Origin of the sequence: Enterobacter cloacae complex sp. P14RS (assembly GCF_014895895.1) — a bacterium.
Taxonomy (GTDB): domain Bacteria; phylum Pseudomonadota; class Gammaproteobacteria; order Enterobacterales; family Enterobacteriaceae; genus Enterobacter; species Enterobacter bugandensis.
This window is the reverse complement of the sequence record NZ_JADBQM010000004.1, coordinates 45,021-62,243: the sequence shown is the minus strand read 5'-3', so window position 1 is coordinate 62,243 and position 17,223 is coordinate 45,021. Positions and strand designations below refer to the sequence as shown.

Annotated in this window: 20 protein-coding genes; 6 read left to right on the top strand and 14 right to left on the bottom strand. The window is 54.2% G+C overall.

Features of this window, described 5'->3' with window-relative positions; translation table 11 throughout:
• Positions 1-8 precede the first annotated feature (8 nt).
• The 5 genes from secG to rlmE form a co-directional block, all read right to left on the bottom strand.
• A complete protein-coding gene (gene secG, locus IM295_RS02260; protein WP_003861803.1) occupies positions 9-341 on the bottom strand; it encodes a preprotein translocase subunit SecG in 333 nt (110 codons plus the stop codon).
• A 223-nt stretch (positions 342-564) separates the two neighbouring features.
• Positions 565-1,902, bottom strand: a complete 1,338-nt coding sequence (gene glmM / locus IM295_RS02255) for a phosphoglucosamine mutase (protein ID WP_028014552.1) — start codon at positions 1,900-1,902, stop codon at positions 565-567.
• Positions 1,895-2,743: a dihydropteroate synthase gene (folP, locus tag IM295_RS02250; protein WP_014885377.1), complete on the bottom strand. Its 849-nt coding sequence runs from the start codon at positions 2,741-2,743 to the stop codon at positions 1,895-1,897. The genes glmM and folP overlap by 8 nt, the downstream gene beginning before the upstream one ends.
• 98 nt (positions 2,744-2,841) lie before the next feature.
• Positions 2,842-4,776 carry an ATP-dependent zinc metalloprotease FtsH gene (gene ftsH / locus IM295_RS02245; protein WP_013098921.1) on the bottom strand — a complete coding sequence of 645 codons (1,935 nt, stop codon included), beginning with the start codon at positions 4,774-4,776 and terminating at the stop codon, positions 2,842-2,844.
• Between the two features lie 102 nt (positions 4,777-4,878).
• Complete coding sequence (rlmE, locus tag IM295_RS02240; RefSeq protein WP_003861812.1) at positions 4,879-5,505, bottom strand: 23S rRNA (uridine(2552)-2'-O)-methyltransferase RlmE; 627 nt, start codon at positions 5,503-5,505, stop codon at positions 4,879-4,881.
• 127 nt (positions 5,506-5,632) lie between these two features.
• Here rlmE and yhbY point away from each other — a divergent pair, with 127 nt between their 5' ends.
• Complete coding sequence (yhbY, locus tag IM295_RS02235; RefSeq protein WP_003861814.1) at positions 5,633-5,926, top strand: ribosome assembly RNA-binding protein YhbY; 294 nt, start codon at positions 5,633-5,635, stop codon at positions 5,924-5,926.
• A gap of 152 nt (positions 5,927-6,078) precedes the next feature.
• Here the strand turns inward: yhbY and greA are convergent, their stop codons facing one another.
• Positions 6,079-6,555 (bottom strand): transcription elongation factor GreA, encoded by a 477-nt coding sequence (gene greA, locus IM295_RS02230; protein ID WP_006812122.1) that lies wholly within the window; start codon positions 6,553-6,555, stop codon positions 6,079-6,081.
• Positions 6,556-6,783: 228 nt separating this feature from the next.
• On the opposite strand from greA, the gene dacB reads away from it, so the two are divergent.
• From dacB to pmrB, 3 genes are read left to right on the top strand one after another with little or no spacing between them, the layout of a single operon-like run.
• Entirely contained in the window at positions 6,784-8,217 is a 1,434-nt protein-coding gene (dacB, locus tag IM295_RS02225) for a serine-type D-Ala-D-Ala carboxypeptidase (protein WP_193066150.1), read from the top strand.
• Between the two features lie 2 nt (positions 8,218-8,219).
• Complete coding sequence (gene pmrA, locus IM295_RS02220; RefSeq protein WP_028014555.1) at positions 8,220-8,882, top strand: two-component system response regulator PmrA; 663 nt, start codon at positions 8,220-8,222, stop codon at positions 8,880-8,882.
• Positions 8,879-9,922, top strand: coding sequence for a two-component system sensor histidine kinase PmrB (gene pmrB, locus IM295_RS02215; RefSeq protein ID WP_041907874.1), 1,044 nt, complete (start codon positions 8,879-8,881; stop codon positions 9,920-9,922). Before pmrA ends, pmrB begins: the two co-directional genes overlap by 4 nt.
• 33 nt (positions 9,923-9,955) lie before the next feature.
• On the opposite strand, the gene cgtA is transcribed toward pmrB, so the two are convergent.
• The 4 genes from cgtA to rplU all read right to left on the bottom strand — a co-directional run bounded on the left by cgtA (position 9,956) and on the right by rplU (position 12,793).
• Complete coding sequence (cgtA, locus tag IM295_RS02210; protein ID WP_014885381.1) at positions 9,956-11,128, bottom strand: Obg family GTPase CgtA; 1,173 nt, start codon at positions 11,126-11,128, stop codon at positions 9,956-9,958.
• A gap of 15 nt (positions 11,129-11,143) precedes the next feature.
• Positions 11,144-12,109 (bottom strand): DMT family transporter, encoded by a 966-nt coding sequence (locus IM295_RS02205; protein ID WP_028014557.1) that lies wholly within the window; start codon positions 12,107-12,109, stop codon positions 11,144-11,146.
• Between the two features lie 95 nt (positions 12,110-12,204).
• The gene (gene rpmA / locus IM295_RS02200; protein WP_004385076.1) at positions 12,205-12,462 is read right to left on the bottom strand and encodes a 50S ribosomal protein L27; all 258 of its coding nucleotides are present in this window, start codon (positions 12,460-12,462) and stop codon (positions 12,205-12,207) included.
• A gap of 19 nt (positions 12,463-12,481) precedes the next feature.
• Positions 12,482-12,793 (bottom strand): 50S ribosomal protein L21, encoded by a 312-nt coding sequence (gene rplU / locus IM295_RS02195; protein WP_003025032.1) that lies wholly within the window; start codon positions 12,791-12,793, stop codon positions 12,482-12,484.
• Between the two features lie 257 nt (positions 12,794-13,050).
• Here rplU and ispB point away from each other — a divergent pair, with 257 nt between their 5' ends.
• Positions 13,051-14,022 (top strand): octaprenyl diphosphate synthase, encoded by a 972-nt coding sequence (gene ispB, locus IM295_RS02190; RefSeq protein ID WP_028014558.1) that lies wholly within the window; start codon positions 13,051-13,053, stop codon positions 14,020-14,022.
• Positions 14,023-14,252: 230 nt separating this feature from the next.
• Complete coding sequence (gene sfsB, locus IM295_RS02185) at positions 14,253-14,540, top strand: DNA-binding transcriptional regulator SfsB (protein WP_028014559.1); 288 nt, start codon at positions 14,253-14,255, stop codon at positions 14,538-14,540.
• A 61-nt stretch (positions 14,541-14,601) separates the two neighbouring features.
• Here the strand turns inward: sfsB and murA are convergent, their stop codons facing one another.
• The 4 genes from murA to mlaC all read right to left on the bottom strand — a co-directional run bounded on the left by murA (position 14,602) and on the right by mlaC (position 17,221).
• Positions 14,602-15,861: a UDP-N-acetylglucosamine 1-carboxyvinyltransferase gene (gene murA / locus IM295_RS02180; protein WP_028014560.1), complete on the bottom strand. Its 1,260-nt coding sequence runs from the start codon at positions 15,859-15,861 to the stop codon at positions 14,602-14,604.
• A gap of 50 nt (positions 15,862-15,911) precedes the next feature.
• The gene (gene ibaG / locus IM295_RS02175) at positions 15,912-16,166 is read right to left on the bottom strand and encodes a BolA family iron metabolism protein IbaG (protein WP_008501458.1); all 255 of its coding nucleotides are present in this window, start codon (positions 16,164-16,166) and stop codon (positions 15,912-15,914) included.
• A gap of 126 nt (positions 16,167-16,292) precedes the next feature.
• Positions 16,293-16,586, bottom strand: coding sequence for a lipid asymmetry maintenance protein MlaB (mlaB, locus tag IM295_RS02170; protein WP_028014561.1), 294 nt, complete (start codon positions 16,584-16,586; stop codon positions 16,293-16,295).
• Complete coding sequence (gene mlaC, locus IM295_RS02165) at positions 16,586-17,221, bottom strand: phospholipid-binding protein MlaC (RefSeq protein WP_028014562.1); 636 nt, start codon at positions 17,219-17,221, stop codon at positions 16,586-16,588. Before mlaC ends, mlaB begins: the two co-directional genes overlap by 1 nt.
• Positions 17,222-17,223: the final 2 nt, after the last annotated feature.

Sequence of the window (17,223 nt, the reverse complement as noted above, 5' to 3'; positions counted from 1 at the left end):
CGGAATACTTACTGCGGGATATCGCTGGTTGGCTTAGCCGGTGCAGCTGGCTGAGTTTGCTCAGTTTTGGCTGGCGCGCTCAGATTTTCCCACTCGCTTCCTTTGCTGGTCTTGTTGCTGTTGATATTGCCCAGCACCAGACTGATGATGAAGAACAGCGTAGCCAGAATCGCCGTCGTGCGGGTCATGAAGTTCGCAGAACCACTTGAACCGAACAGCGTACCGGAAGCGCCTGCTCCGAAGGAGGCTCCCATATCAGCGCCTTTACCTTGCTGCAGCATAATCAGCGCTACGAGAGCGATGGCTACAATAAGGAAAATAACTAAAAGAGCTTCGTACATAATCAACCTGTTCCTTGCGGATTTGCCGCATACCAATGCTTCGACCAATTAGCAGGATTTTTGTTTCCCACTGAAGCGGGTGTGAATACTAACCAAAGCGAATCACCTTCGCAAGGGCATTTTCGACGCATTGTATCAACTGCGGAAAAAAACAGCAAAAAGCCATTAATTGCTTAAAACAAAGGCGGCAAACGCCGCCTTTTTAAACATTTAGCATGCAAGATTATGCAGCTTTTACGGCATCCGCAATACGGTGCGCAAATTCGGTGACCTGCGCTTCGTCTTCGCCTTCCACCATCACGCGGATCAGTGGTTCGGTACCGGACTTACGCAGCAGCACGCGTCCACGGCTGCCCAGCGCCGCTTCAACGTCAGCCATTACCGCTTTCACGTTGTCATTTTCCAGCGGATCGCCTTTACCCGCAGTGAAACGCACGTTCACCAGGATCTGCGGGAACATTTTCATCCCGCTGCACAGATCGTGCAGGCTCATATGGTTGCGCGCCATCGCGGCAACCACCTGAAGCGCGGCAACAATGCCGTCACCGGTAGTGGTTTTGTCGAGCAGGATCACGTGACCTGAGTTCTCAGCGCCAATACGCCAGCCCTTCTCCTGCAATTTTTCCAGCACGTAGCGGTCGCCCACTTTCGCGCGAACAAACGGAATACCGAGCTGTTTCAGCGCCAGCTCCAGACCCATGTTGCTCATCAGGGTCCCTACCGCACCGCCGCGCAGCTGCCCCTGGCGCAGGCCTTCACGGGCAATGATGTAGAGGATCTGATCGCCGTCGACTTTATTACCTTCGTGGTCAACCATGATCACGCGGTCACCGTCGCCGTCCAGGGCAATACCCAGATCGGCTTTTTCCGCCAGCACGCGCGCCTGCAGGGCGCGCACGTCCGTCGCCCCGACTTCTTCGTTAATGTTCAGACCATCCGGCTCGCAGCCGATGGCGATCACTTTCGCACCCAGCTCGCGGAAGACATTCGGCGCAATGTGATAGGTCGCACCGTTCGCACAGTCCACCACAATTTTAAGATGCGCCAGGCTCAGCTCGTTCGGGAAGGTGCCTTTGCAGAATTCGATATAACGACCCGCCGCATCGACGATACGGTTCGCTTTACCCAGCTCGGCGGAATCAACACAGGTGATCTCTTTTTCCATTTCGGCTTCAATGGCCTCTTCCACTTCGTCCGGCAGCTTGGTGCCGTCAATGGAGAAGAACTTGATGCCATTGTCGTAGAACGGGTTATGAGACGCCGAGATCACAATTCCCGCTTCCGCGCGGAAGGTGCGCGTAAGGTAGGCAACAGCAGGCGTTGGCATTGGGCCAGTAAACGAGGCTGAAAGCCCTGCCGCTGCCAGACCCGCTTCCAACGCAGATTCCAGCATATAGCCCGAAATACGGGTATCTTTACCAATAATGATCTTACGTGAGCCATGACGCGCCAGCACCTTGCCGGCAGCCCAGCCGAGCTTCAGAACAAAATCAGGGGTAATTGGAGCATCGCCTACGCGCCCACGGATACCATCGGTACCAAAATATTTACGGTTACTCATAGCGTTTGTTTTCCTTCGCTGCCAGTGTGGCTTCCACCACACGCATGGCTTCTACTGTTTCTTTGACGTCATGGACACGGATAATGTGCGCGCCTTGCATCGCCGCAATTACCGCGCAGGCCAGGCTGCCACTCAGGCGCTCGCTCGGTCCTACATTCAGCAATTGGCCAATCATCGACTTTCTCGACATACCCACCAGCAGCGGCAGACCAAAGTGATGAAATTCCGATAAGCGCGCAAGCAACGCATAATTGTGTGAGAGATTTTTACCGAAACCGAACCCCGGGTCGAGCAGCAATTTCTCTTTTGGGATGCCTGCACGCTCACAGCGTTCAATATGCTCAATAAAGAAGCGATTCACGTCGGCAAAGACATCATCATACTTCGGCGCTTCCTGCATGGTTTTCGGTTGCCCCTGCATGTGCATCAGGCATACCGGCAGTCCGGTTTCAGCAGCGGCCTCGATCGCACCTGGTTCGGTCAGCGAGCGGATATCATTGATAATGTGAGCGCCCACTCTCGCCACTTCACGGATCACTTCTGGTTTGGACGTGTCGACGGAGATCCACACCTCGAAACGTTGCGCGATTGCCTCAACCACCGGCACCACGCGCGCCAGCTCTTCTTCCACCGAAACATCTGCCGCGCCGGGACGCGTCGATTCACCGCCCACGTCAATGATGGTGGCACCCGCATTGATCATTAGATTTGCGTGCTTAACCGCGTCGATAAGCGTGTTATGCGTGCCGCCGTCAGAGAAGGAGTCAGGGGTAACATTCAGGATCCCCATCACGTGCGGATGTGAAAGATCAAGATGCGAGTCCTGGGCGAAGAGTTTCATGGTCAAATCCCTGGTTTTAGTATGGTTTAACGGAAAAGAAAAACCCCGGAGCAAGCTCCAGGGTTTGGGGTACAGACAAACGCTTCAACAGCAGTGACTTACTTGTCGCCCAACTGCTCTGACATGGTGTTGCCCGGGTTTGGCGTACGCGGTTCATCGACCGGACGCGGCGCGCGCGGGGTACCATTGTTGTCAGAATTGTTGGAAGCGCCTGGGTCTTCCCAGCCAGCTGGCGGACGCACTTCGCGGCGAGCCATCAGGTCGTCAATCTGCGGTGCATCGATGGTCTCATATTTCATGAGCGCATCTTTCATCGAATGCAGAATGTCCATATTGTCGTTCAGGATCTGACGCGCGCGACCGTAGTTACGTTCAATCAGCGCTTTCACTTCCTGGTCGATGATACGTGCCGTCTCATCGGACATATGTTTTGCTTTCGCCACGGAGCGACCCAGGAATACTTCACCCTCTTCCTCTGCATACAGCAGCGGACCGAGTTTGTCGGAGAAGCCCCATTGAGTCACCATGTTACGCGCCAGGTTTGTCGCCACTTTAATGTCGTTCGACGCACCGGTAGAAACATGTTCTGGCCCGTAGATGATCTCTTCCGCCAGACGACCGCCGTACAGGGTCGAAATCTGGCTTTCCAGCTTCTGACGGCTGGCGCTGATCGCGTCGCCCTCAGGCAGGAAGAAGGTCACACCCAGCGCACGGCCGCGCGGAATAATCGTTACCTTGTGTACCGGATCGTGTTCCGGCACCAGGCGACCGATAATCGCGTGACCCGCTTCGTGGTAAGCCGTGGACTCTTTCTGCGCTTCCGTCATCACCATGGAGCGACGTTCCGCACCCATCATGATTTTGTCTTTCGCTTTCTCGAACTCCACCATGGAGACCACGCGCTTGTTACCGCGAGCGGCAAACAGTGCAGCTTCGTTGACCAGGTTAGCCAGGTCCGCACCGGAGAAGCCCGGGGTACCGCGCGCAATGATGGCCGCGTCGATATCTGGCGCCAGCGGTACGCGACGCATGTGCACTTTCAGAATCTGTTCACGACCGCGAACATCCGGCAGACCGACAACAACCTGACGGTCGAAACGGCCTGGACGCAGCAGCGCAGGGTCAAGTACGTCCGGACGGTTAGTCGCCGCGATAACGATAATACCTTCGTTACCTTCGAAGCCGTCCATCTCAACCAGCATCTGGTTCAGGGTCTGCTCACGCTCATCGTGACCACCGCCCAGGCCCGCGCCACGCTGGCGGCCTACGGCGTCGATTTCATCGATAAAGATGATGCACGGTGCTGCCTTCTTGGCCTGCTCGAACATGTCACGCACACGAGATGCACCGACACCCACGAACATTTCAACGAAGTCAGAACCTGAAATAGTAAAGAACGGCACCTTCGCTTCACCCGCGATGGCTTTCGCCAGCAGGGTTTTACCGGTACCCGGAGGGCCTACCATCAGGACGCCTTTCGGGATCTTACCGCCCAGTTTCTGGAAACGGCTCGGCTCGCGCAGGTATTCAACCAGTTCACCCACTTCTTCTTTTGCTTCGTCACAACCGGCGACGTCAGCAAACGTGGTCTTGATCTGGTCTTCCGTCAGCATACGCGCCTTGCTCTTACCGAACGACATGGCACCTTTGCCACCGCCGCCCTGCATCTGGCGCATAAAGAAGATCCAGACGCCGATAAGAAGCAGCATCGGGAACCAGGAAATGAAGATAGAAGCCAGCAGGCTTGGTTCTTCTGGCGGCTCGCCTACCACTTTGACGTTTTTGGTCAGAAGGTTATCAAGCAGCTTAGGATCGTTCACCGGGATGTAAGTCGTGTAACGGTTACTATCTTTCTTGGTAACGTTGATCTCACGTCCGTTGATACGCGCTTCGCGAACCTGGTCCTGATTGACCTCTTGCAGGAAGGTAGAATAATCCACCTTGCGGCCATTCGACTCGCTGGGCCCAAAGCTCTGGAATACTGACATCAGCACAACGGCAATGACCAGCCAGAGTATTAGGTTTTTCGCCATGTCACTCAAGGGATTAACCTCATATTACAACTGTGTTAAAAACAGCGTCAGGATACTCTATATCCAGTTTCATTCAAACTTTCGTCTGAAATCTCCCGGTTATCATTTTCGCCCGGTCGCTACAATATACACTTCACGGGAACGGGCCCGGGAAGAGTCCGGCTTACGAACTTTGACCTTCGCAAACAGGGAGCGAATTTCCTTAAGATACTCCTCGAAACCTTCGCCCTGAAACACCTTCACAACAAAACTACCACCAGGCGCTAGTACATCACGACACATTTCTAACGCTAGCTCCACCAGATACATGGCGCGGGGGATATCCACCGCCGGTGTTCCGCACATATTTGGTGCCATATCCGACATGACAACCTGGACCTTACTGTCACCAACACGATCAAGTAACGCTTTCAGCACTAATTCATCACGAAAGTCGCCCTGAAGGAAGTCGACACCAACGATGGGATCCATTGGTAAAAGATCGCACGCGATGATTCGGCCCGTTCCGCCGATCTGCGTTACCGCATACTGGGACCATCCGCCAGGTGCCGCACCGAGGTCGACAACCGTCATCCCCGGCTTAAAAAGTTTGTCACTTTGCTGTATTTCATCAAGTTTAAACCAGGCACGGGAACGTAACCCCTTTTTCTGTGCCTGTTGAACATATTTATCGCTAAAGTGTTCCTGAAGCCAGCGGCTGGAACTGGCAGAACGCTTTTTACCTGTCATTTAACATTTCCGTCCTGGTTCATCGTTGCTTGCCTGTGACGTAAATTTCTACGCAGCTATTTGGCGATATAAGGGAGATGGCGGTAGAATGAACCGTTTTCAATCCCAACGTAAGCAAAAATATACGATGAATCTGAGTACTAAACAAAAACAGCACCTTAAAGGTCTGGCACATCCGCTCAAGCCTGTAGTCATGCTTGGCAACAATGGTTTGACCGAAGGGGTGCTTGCCGAGATTGAACAAGCGCTGGAACACCACGAGCTGATCAAGGTGAAAATCGCCTCTGAAGACAGAGACACTAAAAACCTGATCGTGGAAGCCATCGTGCGCGAAACCGGCGCCTGTAATGTACAGGTCATCGGTAAAACGCTGGTGCTCTATCGCCCATCTAAAGAGCGTAAAATCTCGCTGCCACGCTAAGGATATCCTGAATCAATCACATTTTCTGTGTGAAACGAGGGATTTCTTTCAGCAGGCTCAGCAAAATGCCATGCTCCTTGAGTTGATAAAAGGCCGCTATGCGGCCTTTTTCTTTTCTTTACAATGTATCAACATCTTAGTAGAGAAGCGAATTACAGGTATTCAACCTTGATAATTTCGTATTCCACTTCACCGCCAGGGGTGCGGATGGTGACAACATCGTCCTGCTCTTTGCCAATCAGGCCGCGAGCAATGGGTGAGTTCACCGAAATCAGGTTCTGTTTGAAGTCTGCTTCATCATCGCCCACGATGCGATAGGTTTGCTCTTCATCGTTGTCGAGGTTCAGAACGCTGACGGTAGAACCAAAGATCACGCGACCATTGTTAGGCATTTTGGTGATATCGATAACCTGCGCATTAGACAGTTTCGCTTCGATATCTTTAATGCGCCCTTCACAGAAACCCTGCTGCTCGCGCGCCGCATGGTATTCAGCATTCTCTTTCAGGTCGCCATGCTCACGGGCTTCCGCGATAGCGGCGATGATTTCAGGGCGACGCACGGATTTCAGGAAATCCAGCTCTTCGCGCAGTTTTTCGGCACCACGTAAGGTCATCGGAATAGCTTGCATTTGTTATACCTCTTAAACATTCCTGTTGGGAGCAGTGTTCCCTGCTCCTGCCCCCCGAAGCGGGCAAGAAGCAAAAAGAAAACCGACCCGGGAGCGACGCCCCAGGTCAGCAGCAATTTTTCAATTTGATACGCATTTTACCGCGAAGTTCACTATGGGTCATCGTTTACTTTGCAGTGCCATGCACCGTAGTATGACGGTTTGTTTTCGGGTTGTTAGCGCGAGATTATGCGATTTTCCAGTTTTATCATCGGATTGACTACCAGTATAACGTTCACCGCCCAGGCCGCGAATGTTGATGAGTACATTAATCAGCTCCCCGCAGGCGCGAACCTCGCCCTGATGGTGCAGAAGGTTGGCGCACAGGCTCCCGAGATTGACTATCACAGTCAACAGATGGCGCTGCCTGCCAGTACCCAGAAGGTGATCACTGCCCTCGCCGCCCTGCTCCAACTCGGGCCTGACTTCCGTTTTACCACCACGCTTGAAACCAAAGGTAACGTCGACGGTGGCGAACTGAAAGGCGATCTTATCGCCCGTTTCGGTGGCGATCCCACCTTTAAGCGCCAGGATATCCGCAACATGGTAGCGGTGTTGAAAAAATCCGGCGTGACAAAAATCGATGGCAACGTGCTGATCGATACCTCCATTTTTGCCAGCCACGATAAAGCACCAGGCTGGCCGTGGAACGACATGACGCAGTGCTTTAGCGCCCCGCCAGCCGCCGCGATTGTTGACCGCAACTGCTTCTCGATCTCCCTTTACAGCGCGCCCAAGCCAGATGATTTAGCGTTCATTCGCGTGGCATCTTACTATCCGGTGACCATGTTTAGCCTGGTGCGAACGCTGGCTAAAGGCTCCCCTGATGCCCAGTACTGCGAACTGGACGTGGTGCCTGGCGATCTTAACCGCTACACCCTCACCGGCTGCCTGACGCAGCGCGCCGATCCCCTGCCGCTGGCCTTCGCGATTCAGGATGGCGCAAGCTATGCGGGTGCGATTCTCAAGGATGAGCTGAAGCAGGCGGGAATAACCTACTCCGGCACGCTGCTACGCCAGACGCAGGTCAACCAGCCCGGAACGGTCATTGCCAGCAAACAGTCGCCACCGCTGCACGATTTGCTGCGAATTATGCTGAAAAAGTCTGACAACATGATTGCCGACACCGTGTTCCGCATGATTGGCCACGCGCGTTTCGGCGTGCCGGGAACCTGGCGCGCGGGCTCAGACGCTGTTCGTCAGATCCTGCGCCAGCAGGCGGGGATCGATCTGGGTAACACTATCGCCGTTGATGGTTCAGGATTATCGCGTCATAACCTGATTGCCCCGGCCACCATGATGCAGGTGCTTCAGTACATTGCACAACATGACACTGAGCTAAACTTTATCTCAATGCTGCCGCTTGCCGGACACGACGGTTCGCTGCAGTACCGCGCCGGGCTTCACGCAGCAGGTGTGGATGGCAAAGTCTCCGCGAAAACAGGTTCACTGCAGGGGGTGTATAACCTGGCAGGGTTCATCACGACCGCCAGCGGACAGCGCATGGCATTCGTGCAGTATCTTTCCGGCTATGCCGTCGAACCGACCGACCAGCGCAACCGCCGTATTCCACTGGTTCGCTTCGAAAGCAGGCTTTATAAAGACATCTACCAGAATAACTAGCGATGAAACTACTTATAGTTGAAGACGATCTGTTATTACAGGAAGGACTGGCTCTGGGACTCGCCAATGAAGGCTATGCCCTGGACTGTGCCGGCACCGCGGCAGAAGCAGATGCCCTGATCCAGAGCGGCGAATACAGCCTGGTGATCCTTGACCTGGGCTTGCCGGACAAAGACGGCGCGACGCTGCTTACCCAGTGGCGTCGCCGGGGCATCGCCAATCCAGTGTTAATCCTGACGGCACGCGACGCCATTGAAGATCGTATTACCGGCCTTGATGCTGGCGCCGATGATTACCTGGTGAAGCCCTTTGCGCTTGCAGAACTTCAGGCTCGGGTGCGAGCGTTAATACGCCGTTATCAGGGCCATAGTGATAACTTACTAACCGACGGGGACATTACCCTGAATCTGCAAACCCAGCAGGTATTGCGCCAGTCCCAGCCCGTTGAAGTCACACCAAAAGAGTTCGCCTTGCTGACGCGTCTGATCATGCGAAGCGGACAAACGGTACACAGAGAAACCCTTCAGCAGGATATCTATTCCTGGCAGGACGATCCGGGGTCAAATACCCTGGAAGTCCACATCCACAACCTGCGTCGTAAGCTCGGCAAAGACCGGATTAAAACCGTCCGCGGCGTTGGCTACCGCCTGGAGAGCCAGAAATGAACAGCATGCGTCGGCGATTAATGGTGTTGCTGGCGGTCATTCTGTTATTTTTCCAGCTGATAAGCGTCATTTGGTTGTGGCACGAAAGCCGCGAGCAGATTGGCTTTCTGGTGAACGAAACGCTGTCGGCAAAATCGCGTAACAACCACGTCGAGAAAGAGATCCGCGAAGCCATTGCCTCGCTGCTGGTTCCTTCCCTGGTGATGGTTGGGTTTACGTTGTTTTTCTCGTTCTGGGCGGTCACCTGGATAACCCGACCGCTGAACAAACTGCGCGTGAGCCTGGCTAACCGTTCGGCGGATAACCTAACCCCACTTCCTATGTATTCCGACATGGAAGAAATCGGCGCCGTTACCACCTCGCTCAATCAGCTACTCGCCAGGCTGGACAGTACCATTCAGCAAGAGCGTCTCTTCACGGCTGACGCCGCCCATGAACTGCGAACGCCTCTTGCCGGAATCAGGCTCCATCTGGAGCTCATGGCCCAGTCAGGCTCTACGCAGGCCACGACGCTCATCAGCCGTATTGACCAGCTAATGCACACCGTTGAGCAACTGCTGATGCTGGCCCGTGCAGGACAGGCAATGGCGAGCGGCCACTATGAAACCATCAACTGGACGGACACCATTATCACGCCTCTTGGTCTTGAGCATGAAGCCAAAGAGCATACGGTGATTTGGCCTGCTAAAAGCGCGCTCACTGTTCAGGGAGACGCGGTACTGCTGCGGCTGATGCTGCGCAACCTGCTGGAGAATGCCGGGCGCTACAGCCCGACAGGCACCACGATTACCGTGACGCTTACCGAGGTCGAAGGCGGTACGCAGCTCAGCGTTATCGATCAGGGGCCTGGTATTGACGAAGCGCATCGACAGTCGATCACGGAGCCGTTCCGTCGCCTCGATCAGCGTTACGGCGGCAGCGGCCTGGGCCTGAGTATCGTACAGCGCATCCTGCAGCTTCATCACGGTAAGCTGATGCTGGAGAATGGTGCTGAAGGCGGCCTGATAGCAAGCTGCTGGCTGCCCTCAACGCTGGAATGAAAAAAGCCCCCTGATGGGGGCTTTGGACAGATATTAGTGCTTGTAGATGAACTCGACGCCTTCTTCGTCGTCTTCATCCCAGTCATCGTCCCAGTCGTCTTCCTCTTCCGCTTCCAGCTCTTCGAGCTGCTGGCGGTGGTAGTCATCCCACATGAATTCGACTTTTTCTGGCTGTTTCGCTTCTTCAGCCTGAACGACAGGGTTCTCGATGATGAAGGTCATCACATCCCAGCAGAGATCTTTCACGCCAACCTGGCTTGCCGCGGAGATAAGGTAGTATTTATCTTCCCAGCCCATCGCTTCGGCAATCGCTTTGGCTTTCGCTTCGGCTTCCGCTTTATCCATCAGGTCGATCTTGTTGAAGACCAGCCAGCGTGGCTTACTCGCCAGTTTTTCGCTGTATTTTTCCAGCTCACCGATAATGATACGGGCGTTTTCAACCGGATCGGAACCGTCGATCGGATCGATGTCGATGAGGTGCAGCAGAACGCGGCAACGCTCAAGGTGCTTCAGGAAGCGAATACCCAGGCCAGCCCCTTCCGCAGCGCCTTCAATCAGGCCCGGAATATCGGCGACCACAAAGCTCTTCTCGTTATCCATACGGACAACGCCGAGGCTTGGTACCAGCGTGGTAAACGGATAGTCCGCTACTTTTGGCTTGGCCGCAGAGACGGCGCGAATAAAGGTCGATTTACCTGCGTTTGGCATACCCAGCATGCCCACGTCAGCCAGCAGCATCAGTTCAAGTTGCAGGTCGCGCTTATCACCCGGGGTACCCATCGTTTTCTGACGCGGGGTACGGTTAACGGAAGATTTGAAACGGCTGTTACCCAGACCGTGCCAGCCGCCTTTCGCCACCATCAGGCGCTGACCGTGTTTGGTCATATCGCCCATGGTTTCACCGGTGCCCTGATCGATAACGCGCGTACCAACCGGAACCTTAATGGTCACGTCTTTACCGCGTTTACCGGTACAGTCACGGCTCTGGCCGTTCTGTCCGCGTTCTGCGCGGAAGGATTTTTCAAAGCGGTAGTCGATTAGCGTGTTGAGGTTTTCATCCGCCTCCAGCCACACGTCACCACCATCGCCACCGTCACCGCCGTCAGGGCCGCCACGAGGAATATATTTTTCACGGCGGAAGCTTACACAACCGTTACCGCCATCACCTGCCACGACCAGAATCGTCGCTTCATCAACAAACTTCATTTTACTCTCCGTAACTCATTCGCCTGAGCGGGGGACTACTACGACCGCTTCATTTTTGCGCCAACGTCCCCAAAGACGATGACCAATGGCGGAATACATCGCGCCCGCAACCACGACAAACGCACCGAGATAGCCCAACAGGTTGAGCATCGGTCTGACGAAGACATCGGGCCAGGCCATTGATAACAAATCTGAAAATAACAGCGTAAACAGCGGGGTAAGCGTGATCAATGCGCTCACCTGTGCTGCCTGCCAGCGCGCCATCGCTTCCGCCAGCGCGCCATAACCGACCAGCGTGTTAAGCCCACAAAAAATGAGGCACGCCAGTTGCCAGTCGCTCAGCTGGGTAATGACGCCCGGCTTCGCTAACGGCAATAATGCCACTGTACACAAAGTGTACAGCAAAAAAAGGATCTGCTGTGAGGCCAGACGACGCAATAACACCTTTTGCGCGACGCCATAGCTCACCCAGACCGTTGCTGCACCCACGCCGAAGATCACGCCCCAGGTGTAGTCCGTAAGCCGGGTAAAAATCTCGATCAGGCTGGTGTTGAAGAACATCACCAGGCCGCATAGCAGCATGCTTGCCCCGATAATCTGCGTCCCGCGCATCTTCTCTTTGAGGATGAACACGCTCGCGACCATCATGCCCACAGGCGAAAGCTGACCAATCACCTGAGACGCCGTAGGGCTCAAATACTGCAGGGAAGAGCTGAACAGGATAAAGTTACCGAACAGACCGCCCGTCGCAATGGCCAGTAACACCAGCCATCGAGGTTTGCGGAAGAGCCGCAGCGGTGGAAGCTTGCCTTTAACCGCAAGGATGGTCCCGAGACCAATGCTTGCCATCAGAAAGCGATAAAAGACCACCGTAGGCGGCTCCATCACTTCCAGTACCTGCTTCATTGCAATTGGCAGCGCACCCCAGCACATTGCGGTCGTGAGCGCCAAAAGAATACCAATGCCGGCCTGCTGCTTCATGCCCGTTTTCCCTACAGAAAATTTTCCGGGTTTCCAATGTAAAAAGCCCCGCAACACGTTGCGGGGCTTTAATCCGTTACCGGACCGAGAAAACCTTACTCAGCAACGATGCTGATGTATTTACGGTTGTTCGGGCCTTTAACTTCAAATTTCACTTTACCGTCTGCTTTAGCAAACAGAGTGTGGTCACGACCGCAACCTACGTTGTTGCCAGCGTGGAATTTGGTACCACGTTGACGAACGATGATGCTACCCGCCAGAACGGATTCGCCACCGAAACGCTTAACGCCCAGGCGTTTAGCTTCTGAATCGCGACCGTTACGTGTGGAGCCGCCAGCCTTTTTATGTGCCATTTAAATCTCTCCTCAGGTCTTAGGCGCTGATGCCAGTAATTTTCACATCAGTGAACCACTGACGGTGGCCCTGCTGCTTACGGTAGTGTTTACGACGACGAAACTTAACGATTTTAACTTTCTCGCCACGACCGTGTGCAACAACTTCAGCTTTGATAACGCCGCCATCAACGAAAGGAACGCCGATTTTGACTTCTTCACCGTTTGCGATCATCAGAACTTCAGCGAACTCAACAGATTCGCCAGTTGCGATGTCCAGCTTTTCCAGGCGAACGGTCTGACCTTCGCTTACTCGGTGTTGTTTACCACCACTTTGGAAAACCGCGTACATATAAACTCCGCTTCCGCGCACGTCCTCGTATGAATCAGAGTGCGCTATAAATATTCACAATAGGGCGCGAATATTACGCAAAACGCGAGCCTTTGACAAGTGCTACCGTCAATACATGAAGAAAAAAAACACAACACGTACGGTAACGTTTATCTGAGCCGTTTTTTCAGTACAATCAGCACTACTATTGATAAACCGAAACCCTTCGTTACCCCATTGAAGATGGGATCAACAGGATAAAAAGCCCGGCTTTTGCGATGAATTTAGAAAAAATCAACGAGTTAACCGCGCAAGATATGGCGGGTGTAAATGCAGCAATCCTGGAGCAACTCAACTCTGACGTTCAGCTGATTAATCAGTTGGGCTATTACATTGTCAGCGGCGGCGGTAAACGCATTCGCCCGATGATTGCCATTCTGGCTGCCAGAGCCGTTGGCTATCAGGGAAATGCCCACGTGACGATCGCCGCGCTGATCGAATTTATTCACACCGCGACGCTTCTGCATGACGATGTTGTGGATGAGTCCGATATGCGTCGTGGCAAAGCCACGGCAAACGCTGCCTTCGGGAACGCCGCCAGCGTTCTGGTCGGGGACTTTATCTATACCCGCGCCTTCCAGATGATGACCAGCCTGGGCTCTCTGAAAGTGCTCGAGGTGATGTCCGAAGCCGTCAACGTCATCGCTGAAGGTGAAGTGCTGCAGCTGATGAACGTCAATGACCCCGATATCACCGAAGAAAACTACATGCGCGTTATCTACAGCAAAACAGCGCGCCTGTTTGAAGCGGCAGCCCAGTGTTCCGGCATCCTGGCTGGCTGTTCCGAGGCGCAGGAAAAAGGACTGCAGGATTATGGGCGCTATCTGGGTACTGCCTTCCAGCTGATTGATGATTTGCTGGACTACAGCGCGGACGGCGAAACGCTCGGCAAAAACGTTGGCGATGACCTGAACGAAGGCAAACCGACCCTGCCTCTGCTTCACGCGATGCGTAACGGAACGGCCGACCAGGCGAAAATGATCCGTGAGGCGATCGAACAGGGAAATGGTCGCCATCTTCTGGAACCTGTACTGGAAACGATGGCCATCTGCGGCTCGCTGGAATGGACCCGCCAGCGTGCTGAAGAAGAGGCTGACAAAGCCATCGAAGCTCTCCAGGTTATTCCAGACAGCCCATGGCGCGATGCCCTGATTGGTCTTGCCCACATCGCTGTTCAACGCGACCGTTAATCTTGCACCCACCTCCCCGTATCCATCGCGGGGAGGTTCAAAAACGCACCAGTAAATTCCGCATTCATGTAAATGAATCGGGTTAGAGCCCGCATGAATAAAGCCATGTCTTATTCTGAATATCCCTTCAAGTAACGCGAACTTTTTAGAACAAGAAGTCGAAATGAGTATAGTAAGCCAGTCGTTTCAGAAGAAACGGCGTAGGTGAATCCGAACTTAAGGACAGCGTTATGGATACGAAATTTATCGACTGGCATACGGCAGATATCATTGCGGCACTGCGCAAAAGAGGTACGTCACTTGCAGCAGAGTCCCGCCGCCATGGTCTGAGTTCTTCCACCCTGGCCAACGCCCTGACCCGCCCCTGGCCAAAGGGAGAATTGATTATCGCGACGGCGCTGGAGACGCACCCGTGGGTGATCTGGCCTTCACGTTATCACGATCCTGTTACTCATGAATTTATCGACAGAACGCGCATGATGCGCCAGAGAAAAGCAAAAACAGAACCGCAGGGATAACGGTTTTTTTGACAGGAATAGCAACCCCCCGGTCATTTCTGGCAGGGGGCTGCCGGAACGATTACTCGCCCTTCACACGCTCGATATTGGCACCCAGCGCGCGCAGTTTGTCTTCAATACGTTCATAGCCACGATCGATGTGATAAATACGATCCACCACCGTTGTGCCTTCCGCGATACAGCCCGCCAGCACCAGGCTTGCAGACGCACGCAGATCCGTTGCCATTACCTGAGCACCGGACAGTTTCTCAACGCCATGGCAAATCACGGTGTTACTTTCGATCTCAGCATGTGCACCCATACGGATCAGTTCAGGTACGTGCATAAAACGGTTTTCGAAAATCGTCTCGGTAATCACACCGGTTCCTTCGGCAACCAGGTTCAGCAGAGTGAACTGTGCCTGCATATCGGTCGGGAATGCCGGATGCGGAGCCGTACGCACGGTCACCGCTTTAGGACGCTTGCCGTGCATATCGAGGCTGATCCAGTCTTCACCAGTTTCAACATCGGCACCCGCTTCACGCAGCTTCGCCAGAACGGCATCCAGAGTGTCTGGCTGTGCATTACGGCAGACAATCTTACCGCCAGAGATCGCCGCAGCCACCAGGAAGGTGCCGGTTTCGATACGGTCCGGCAGAACGCGATACACACCGCCGCCCAGACGCTCAACGCCTTCAATGGTGATGCGGTCAGTACCCTGGCCGGAAATCTTCGCGCCCAGCGCCACGAGGAAATTGGCGGTATCCACGATCTCCGGTTCGCGCGCGGCGTTTTCGATGATGGTGGTACCTTCTGCCAGCGTTGCTGCAGACATGATGGTGACGGTAGCGCCTACGCTCACTTTGTCCATGACAATGTGCGCGCCTTTCAGACGACCGTTGACGGAGGCCTTAACGTAACCCTCTTCCAGCTTGATCTCTGCGCCCAGTTTCTCCAGGCCAAAGATATGCAGGTCAACCGGACGCGCGCCGATGGCGCAACCGCCCGGCAGCGAAACCTGACCCTGACCGAAACGTGCCACCAGCGGGCCAAGCGCCCAGATAGATGCACGCATGGTTTTAACCAGATCGTAAGGCGCAGAGAAGTTGTTCACGTTGCTGGCGTCGATCCAGACGGAACCGTTGCGCTCAACTTTAGTGCCCAACTGGGTGAGCAACTTCATGGTCGTGTCGATATCTTTCAGCTTCGGTACGTTCTGAATTTCTACCGGCTCTTCCGCGAGCAGCGCAGCAAAGAGGATTGGTAGCGCGGCGTTCTTCGCGCCAGAAATTGTGACTTCGCCCTGGAGACGCGTTGGCCCCTGTACACGAAATTTATCCATTGTGTGCTCTCTTATAAATTCAACCGTGCTGCGGGCCTGTCGCCCTCAGCTCAAAAACCGTTTAGTTTGCGATCGCGTGCCCACTCTTGCGGGGTGAACGCTTTAATCGACAGGGCGTGGATGCGGTTATCCGCAATATATTCCATCAGCGGCGCGTACACAGCCTGCTGCTTCTTCACACGGCTCATACCGTCGAACATCTCACCCACAGCAATAACCTGGAAGTGACTGCCATCGCCAGTGACGTGGGCTTCCTGAAGGGAGAGTGCATTCATCAGCACTGTCTGGATTTCATGATTTTCCATGGGCTCTTAATCATCTGATAGTGAAAACAAGCCCAACATCTTAGAGCAAAGTGGCGTCGTCTTAAACAAGCAAAAAGCCCCGACGATGAAACTGTCAGGGCTTTCGGAAGTAACGCACTGAAAATATTAACGAGGCAGTACGTCCTGAGGCAGATTGTAGAGTTGCGCAAGGGTAACGACATTGTCACTCGCGCCATGAAGCATGACGCTTGTTCCCTGCTTTTTGCCCACGGCAACCAGATGGGCGAGCAGCGCAACGCCTGCCGTATCCACCCGCGTGACGTCGGTTAAGTCGATAAGCGTCACGCCCTGCATCGCTTCCTGGCGTTTATCCCACAGTGGGTTCAGCAGATCCTGGTCCAGCTCACCGGATAGCCTTAACGTCTCGCCTTCACGCGACCAGCGGAGTTGCTGCGACATTACTTCTTCTCGTCCAGGGTAATTTTCTGACGAGCAATGGACTGCAGCTGTGCGGTCAGGCCATCAATGCCCTTGGTGCGCAGCAGGTCGCTCCACTCGTTCTGCTTGGTGGTGATCATGCTTACGCCTTCGGCGATCATGTCATACGCCTGCCAGTGACCGGTCTGGCTGTTTTTACGCCACTGGAAATCCAGGCGCACCGGCGGACGGCCGTTAGGATCGATGATCGTTACGCGAATAGGCACGATGGTCGCATCACCCAGCGGCTGCTCCGGGGCGATCTGATAGGTCTGACCGTGGTACATCGCCAGCGCCTGACCATACGCCTGCTTCAGGTATTCACGGAATGCGGCAAAATAGGCCTCACGCTGCGCAGGCGTCGCGTCTTTGTAATAGCGGCCCAGCACCAGCGCTCCCGCATATTTGATCTGCACATACGGCAGCAGTTCCTGGTCAACCACGTCACGCAGATAGTCAGGATTCGCGCGAATTTTTGGCTGTTCGTTTTTGAGACGGTCGAAGGTTTTCTTCGCAGCTTCGTCCATCAGTTTGTACGGGTTGCTCTGATCCGCAGCATGTGCCGCAGTGAGAGGGGCAATGACCAGCATGGCAACCATTAACAGTCGTTTAAACATGA

Coding starts and splice junctions, on each gene's coding strand:
- secG (WP_003861803.1), bottom strand. CDS start 341: ATGTACGAAGCTCTTTTAGTTATTTTCCTTATTGTAGCCATCGCTCTC.
- glmM (WP_028014552.1), bottom strand. CDS start 1,902: ATGAGTAACCGTAAATATTTTGGTACCGATGGTATCCGTGGGCGCGTA.
- folP (WP_014885377.1), bottom strand. CDS start 2,743: ATGAAACTCTTCGCCCAGGACTCGCATCTTGATCTTTCACATCCGCAC.
- ftsH (WP_013098921.1), bottom strand. CDS start 4,776: ATGGCGAAAAACCTAATACTCTGGCTGGTCATTGCCGTTGTGCTGATG.
- rlmE (WP_003861812.1), bottom strand. CDS start 5,505: ATGACAGGTAAAAAGCGTTCTGCCAGTTCCAGCCGCTGGCTTCAGGAA.
- yhbY (WP_003861814.1), top strand. CDS start 5,633: ATGAATCTGAGTACTAAACAAAAACAGCACCTTAAAGGTCTGGCACAT.
- greA (WP_006812122.1), bottom strand. CDS start 6,555: ATGCAAGCTATTCCGATGACCTTACGTGGTGCCGAAAAACTGCGCGAA.
- dacB (WP_193066150.1), top strand. CDS start 6,784: ATGCGATTTTCCAGTTTTATCATCGGATTGACTACCAGTATAACGTTC.
- pmrA (WP_028014555.1), top strand. CDS start 8,220: ATGAAACTACTTATAGTTGAAGACGATCTGTTATTACAGGAAGGACTG.
- pmrB (WP_041907874.1), top strand. CDS start 8,879: ATGAACAGCATGCGTCGGCGATTAATGGTGTTGCTGGCGGTCATTCTG.
- cgtA (WP_014885381.1), bottom strand. CDS start 11,128: ATGAAGTTTGTTGATGAAGCGACGATTCTGGTCGTGGCAGGTGATGGC.
- IM295_RS02205 (WP_028014557.1), bottom strand. CDS start 12,109: ATGAAGCAGCAGGCCGGCATTGGTATTCTTTTGGCGCTCACGACCGCA.
- rpmA (WP_004385076.1), bottom strand. CDS start 12,462: ATGGCACATAAAAAGGCTGGCGGCTCCACACGTAACGGTCGCGATTCA.
- rplU (WP_003025032.1), bottom strand. CDS start 12,793: ATGTACGCGGTTTTCCAAAGTGGTGGTAAACAACACCGAGTAAGCGAA.
- ispB (WP_028014558.1), top strand. CDS start 13,051: ATGAATTTAGAAAAAATCAACGAGTTAACCGCGCAAGATATGGCGGGT.
- sfsB (WP_028014559.1), top strand. CDS start 14,253: ATGGATACGAAATTTATCGACTGGCATACGGCAGATATCATTGCGGCA.
- murA (WP_028014560.1), bottom strand. CDS start 15,861: ATGGATAAATTTCGTGTACAGGGGCCAACGCGTCTCCAGGGCGAAGTC.
- ibaG (WP_008501458.1), bottom strand. CDS start 16,166: ATGGAAAATCATGAAATCCAGACAGTGCTGATGAATGCACTCTCCCTT.
- mlaB (WP_028014561.1), bottom strand. CDS start 16,586: ATGTCGCAGCAACTCCGCTGGTCGCGTGAAGGCGAGACGTTAAGGCTA.
- mlaC (WP_028014562.1), bottom strand. CDS start 17,221: ATGTTTAAACGACTGTTAATGGTTGCCATGCTGGTCATTGCCCCTCTC.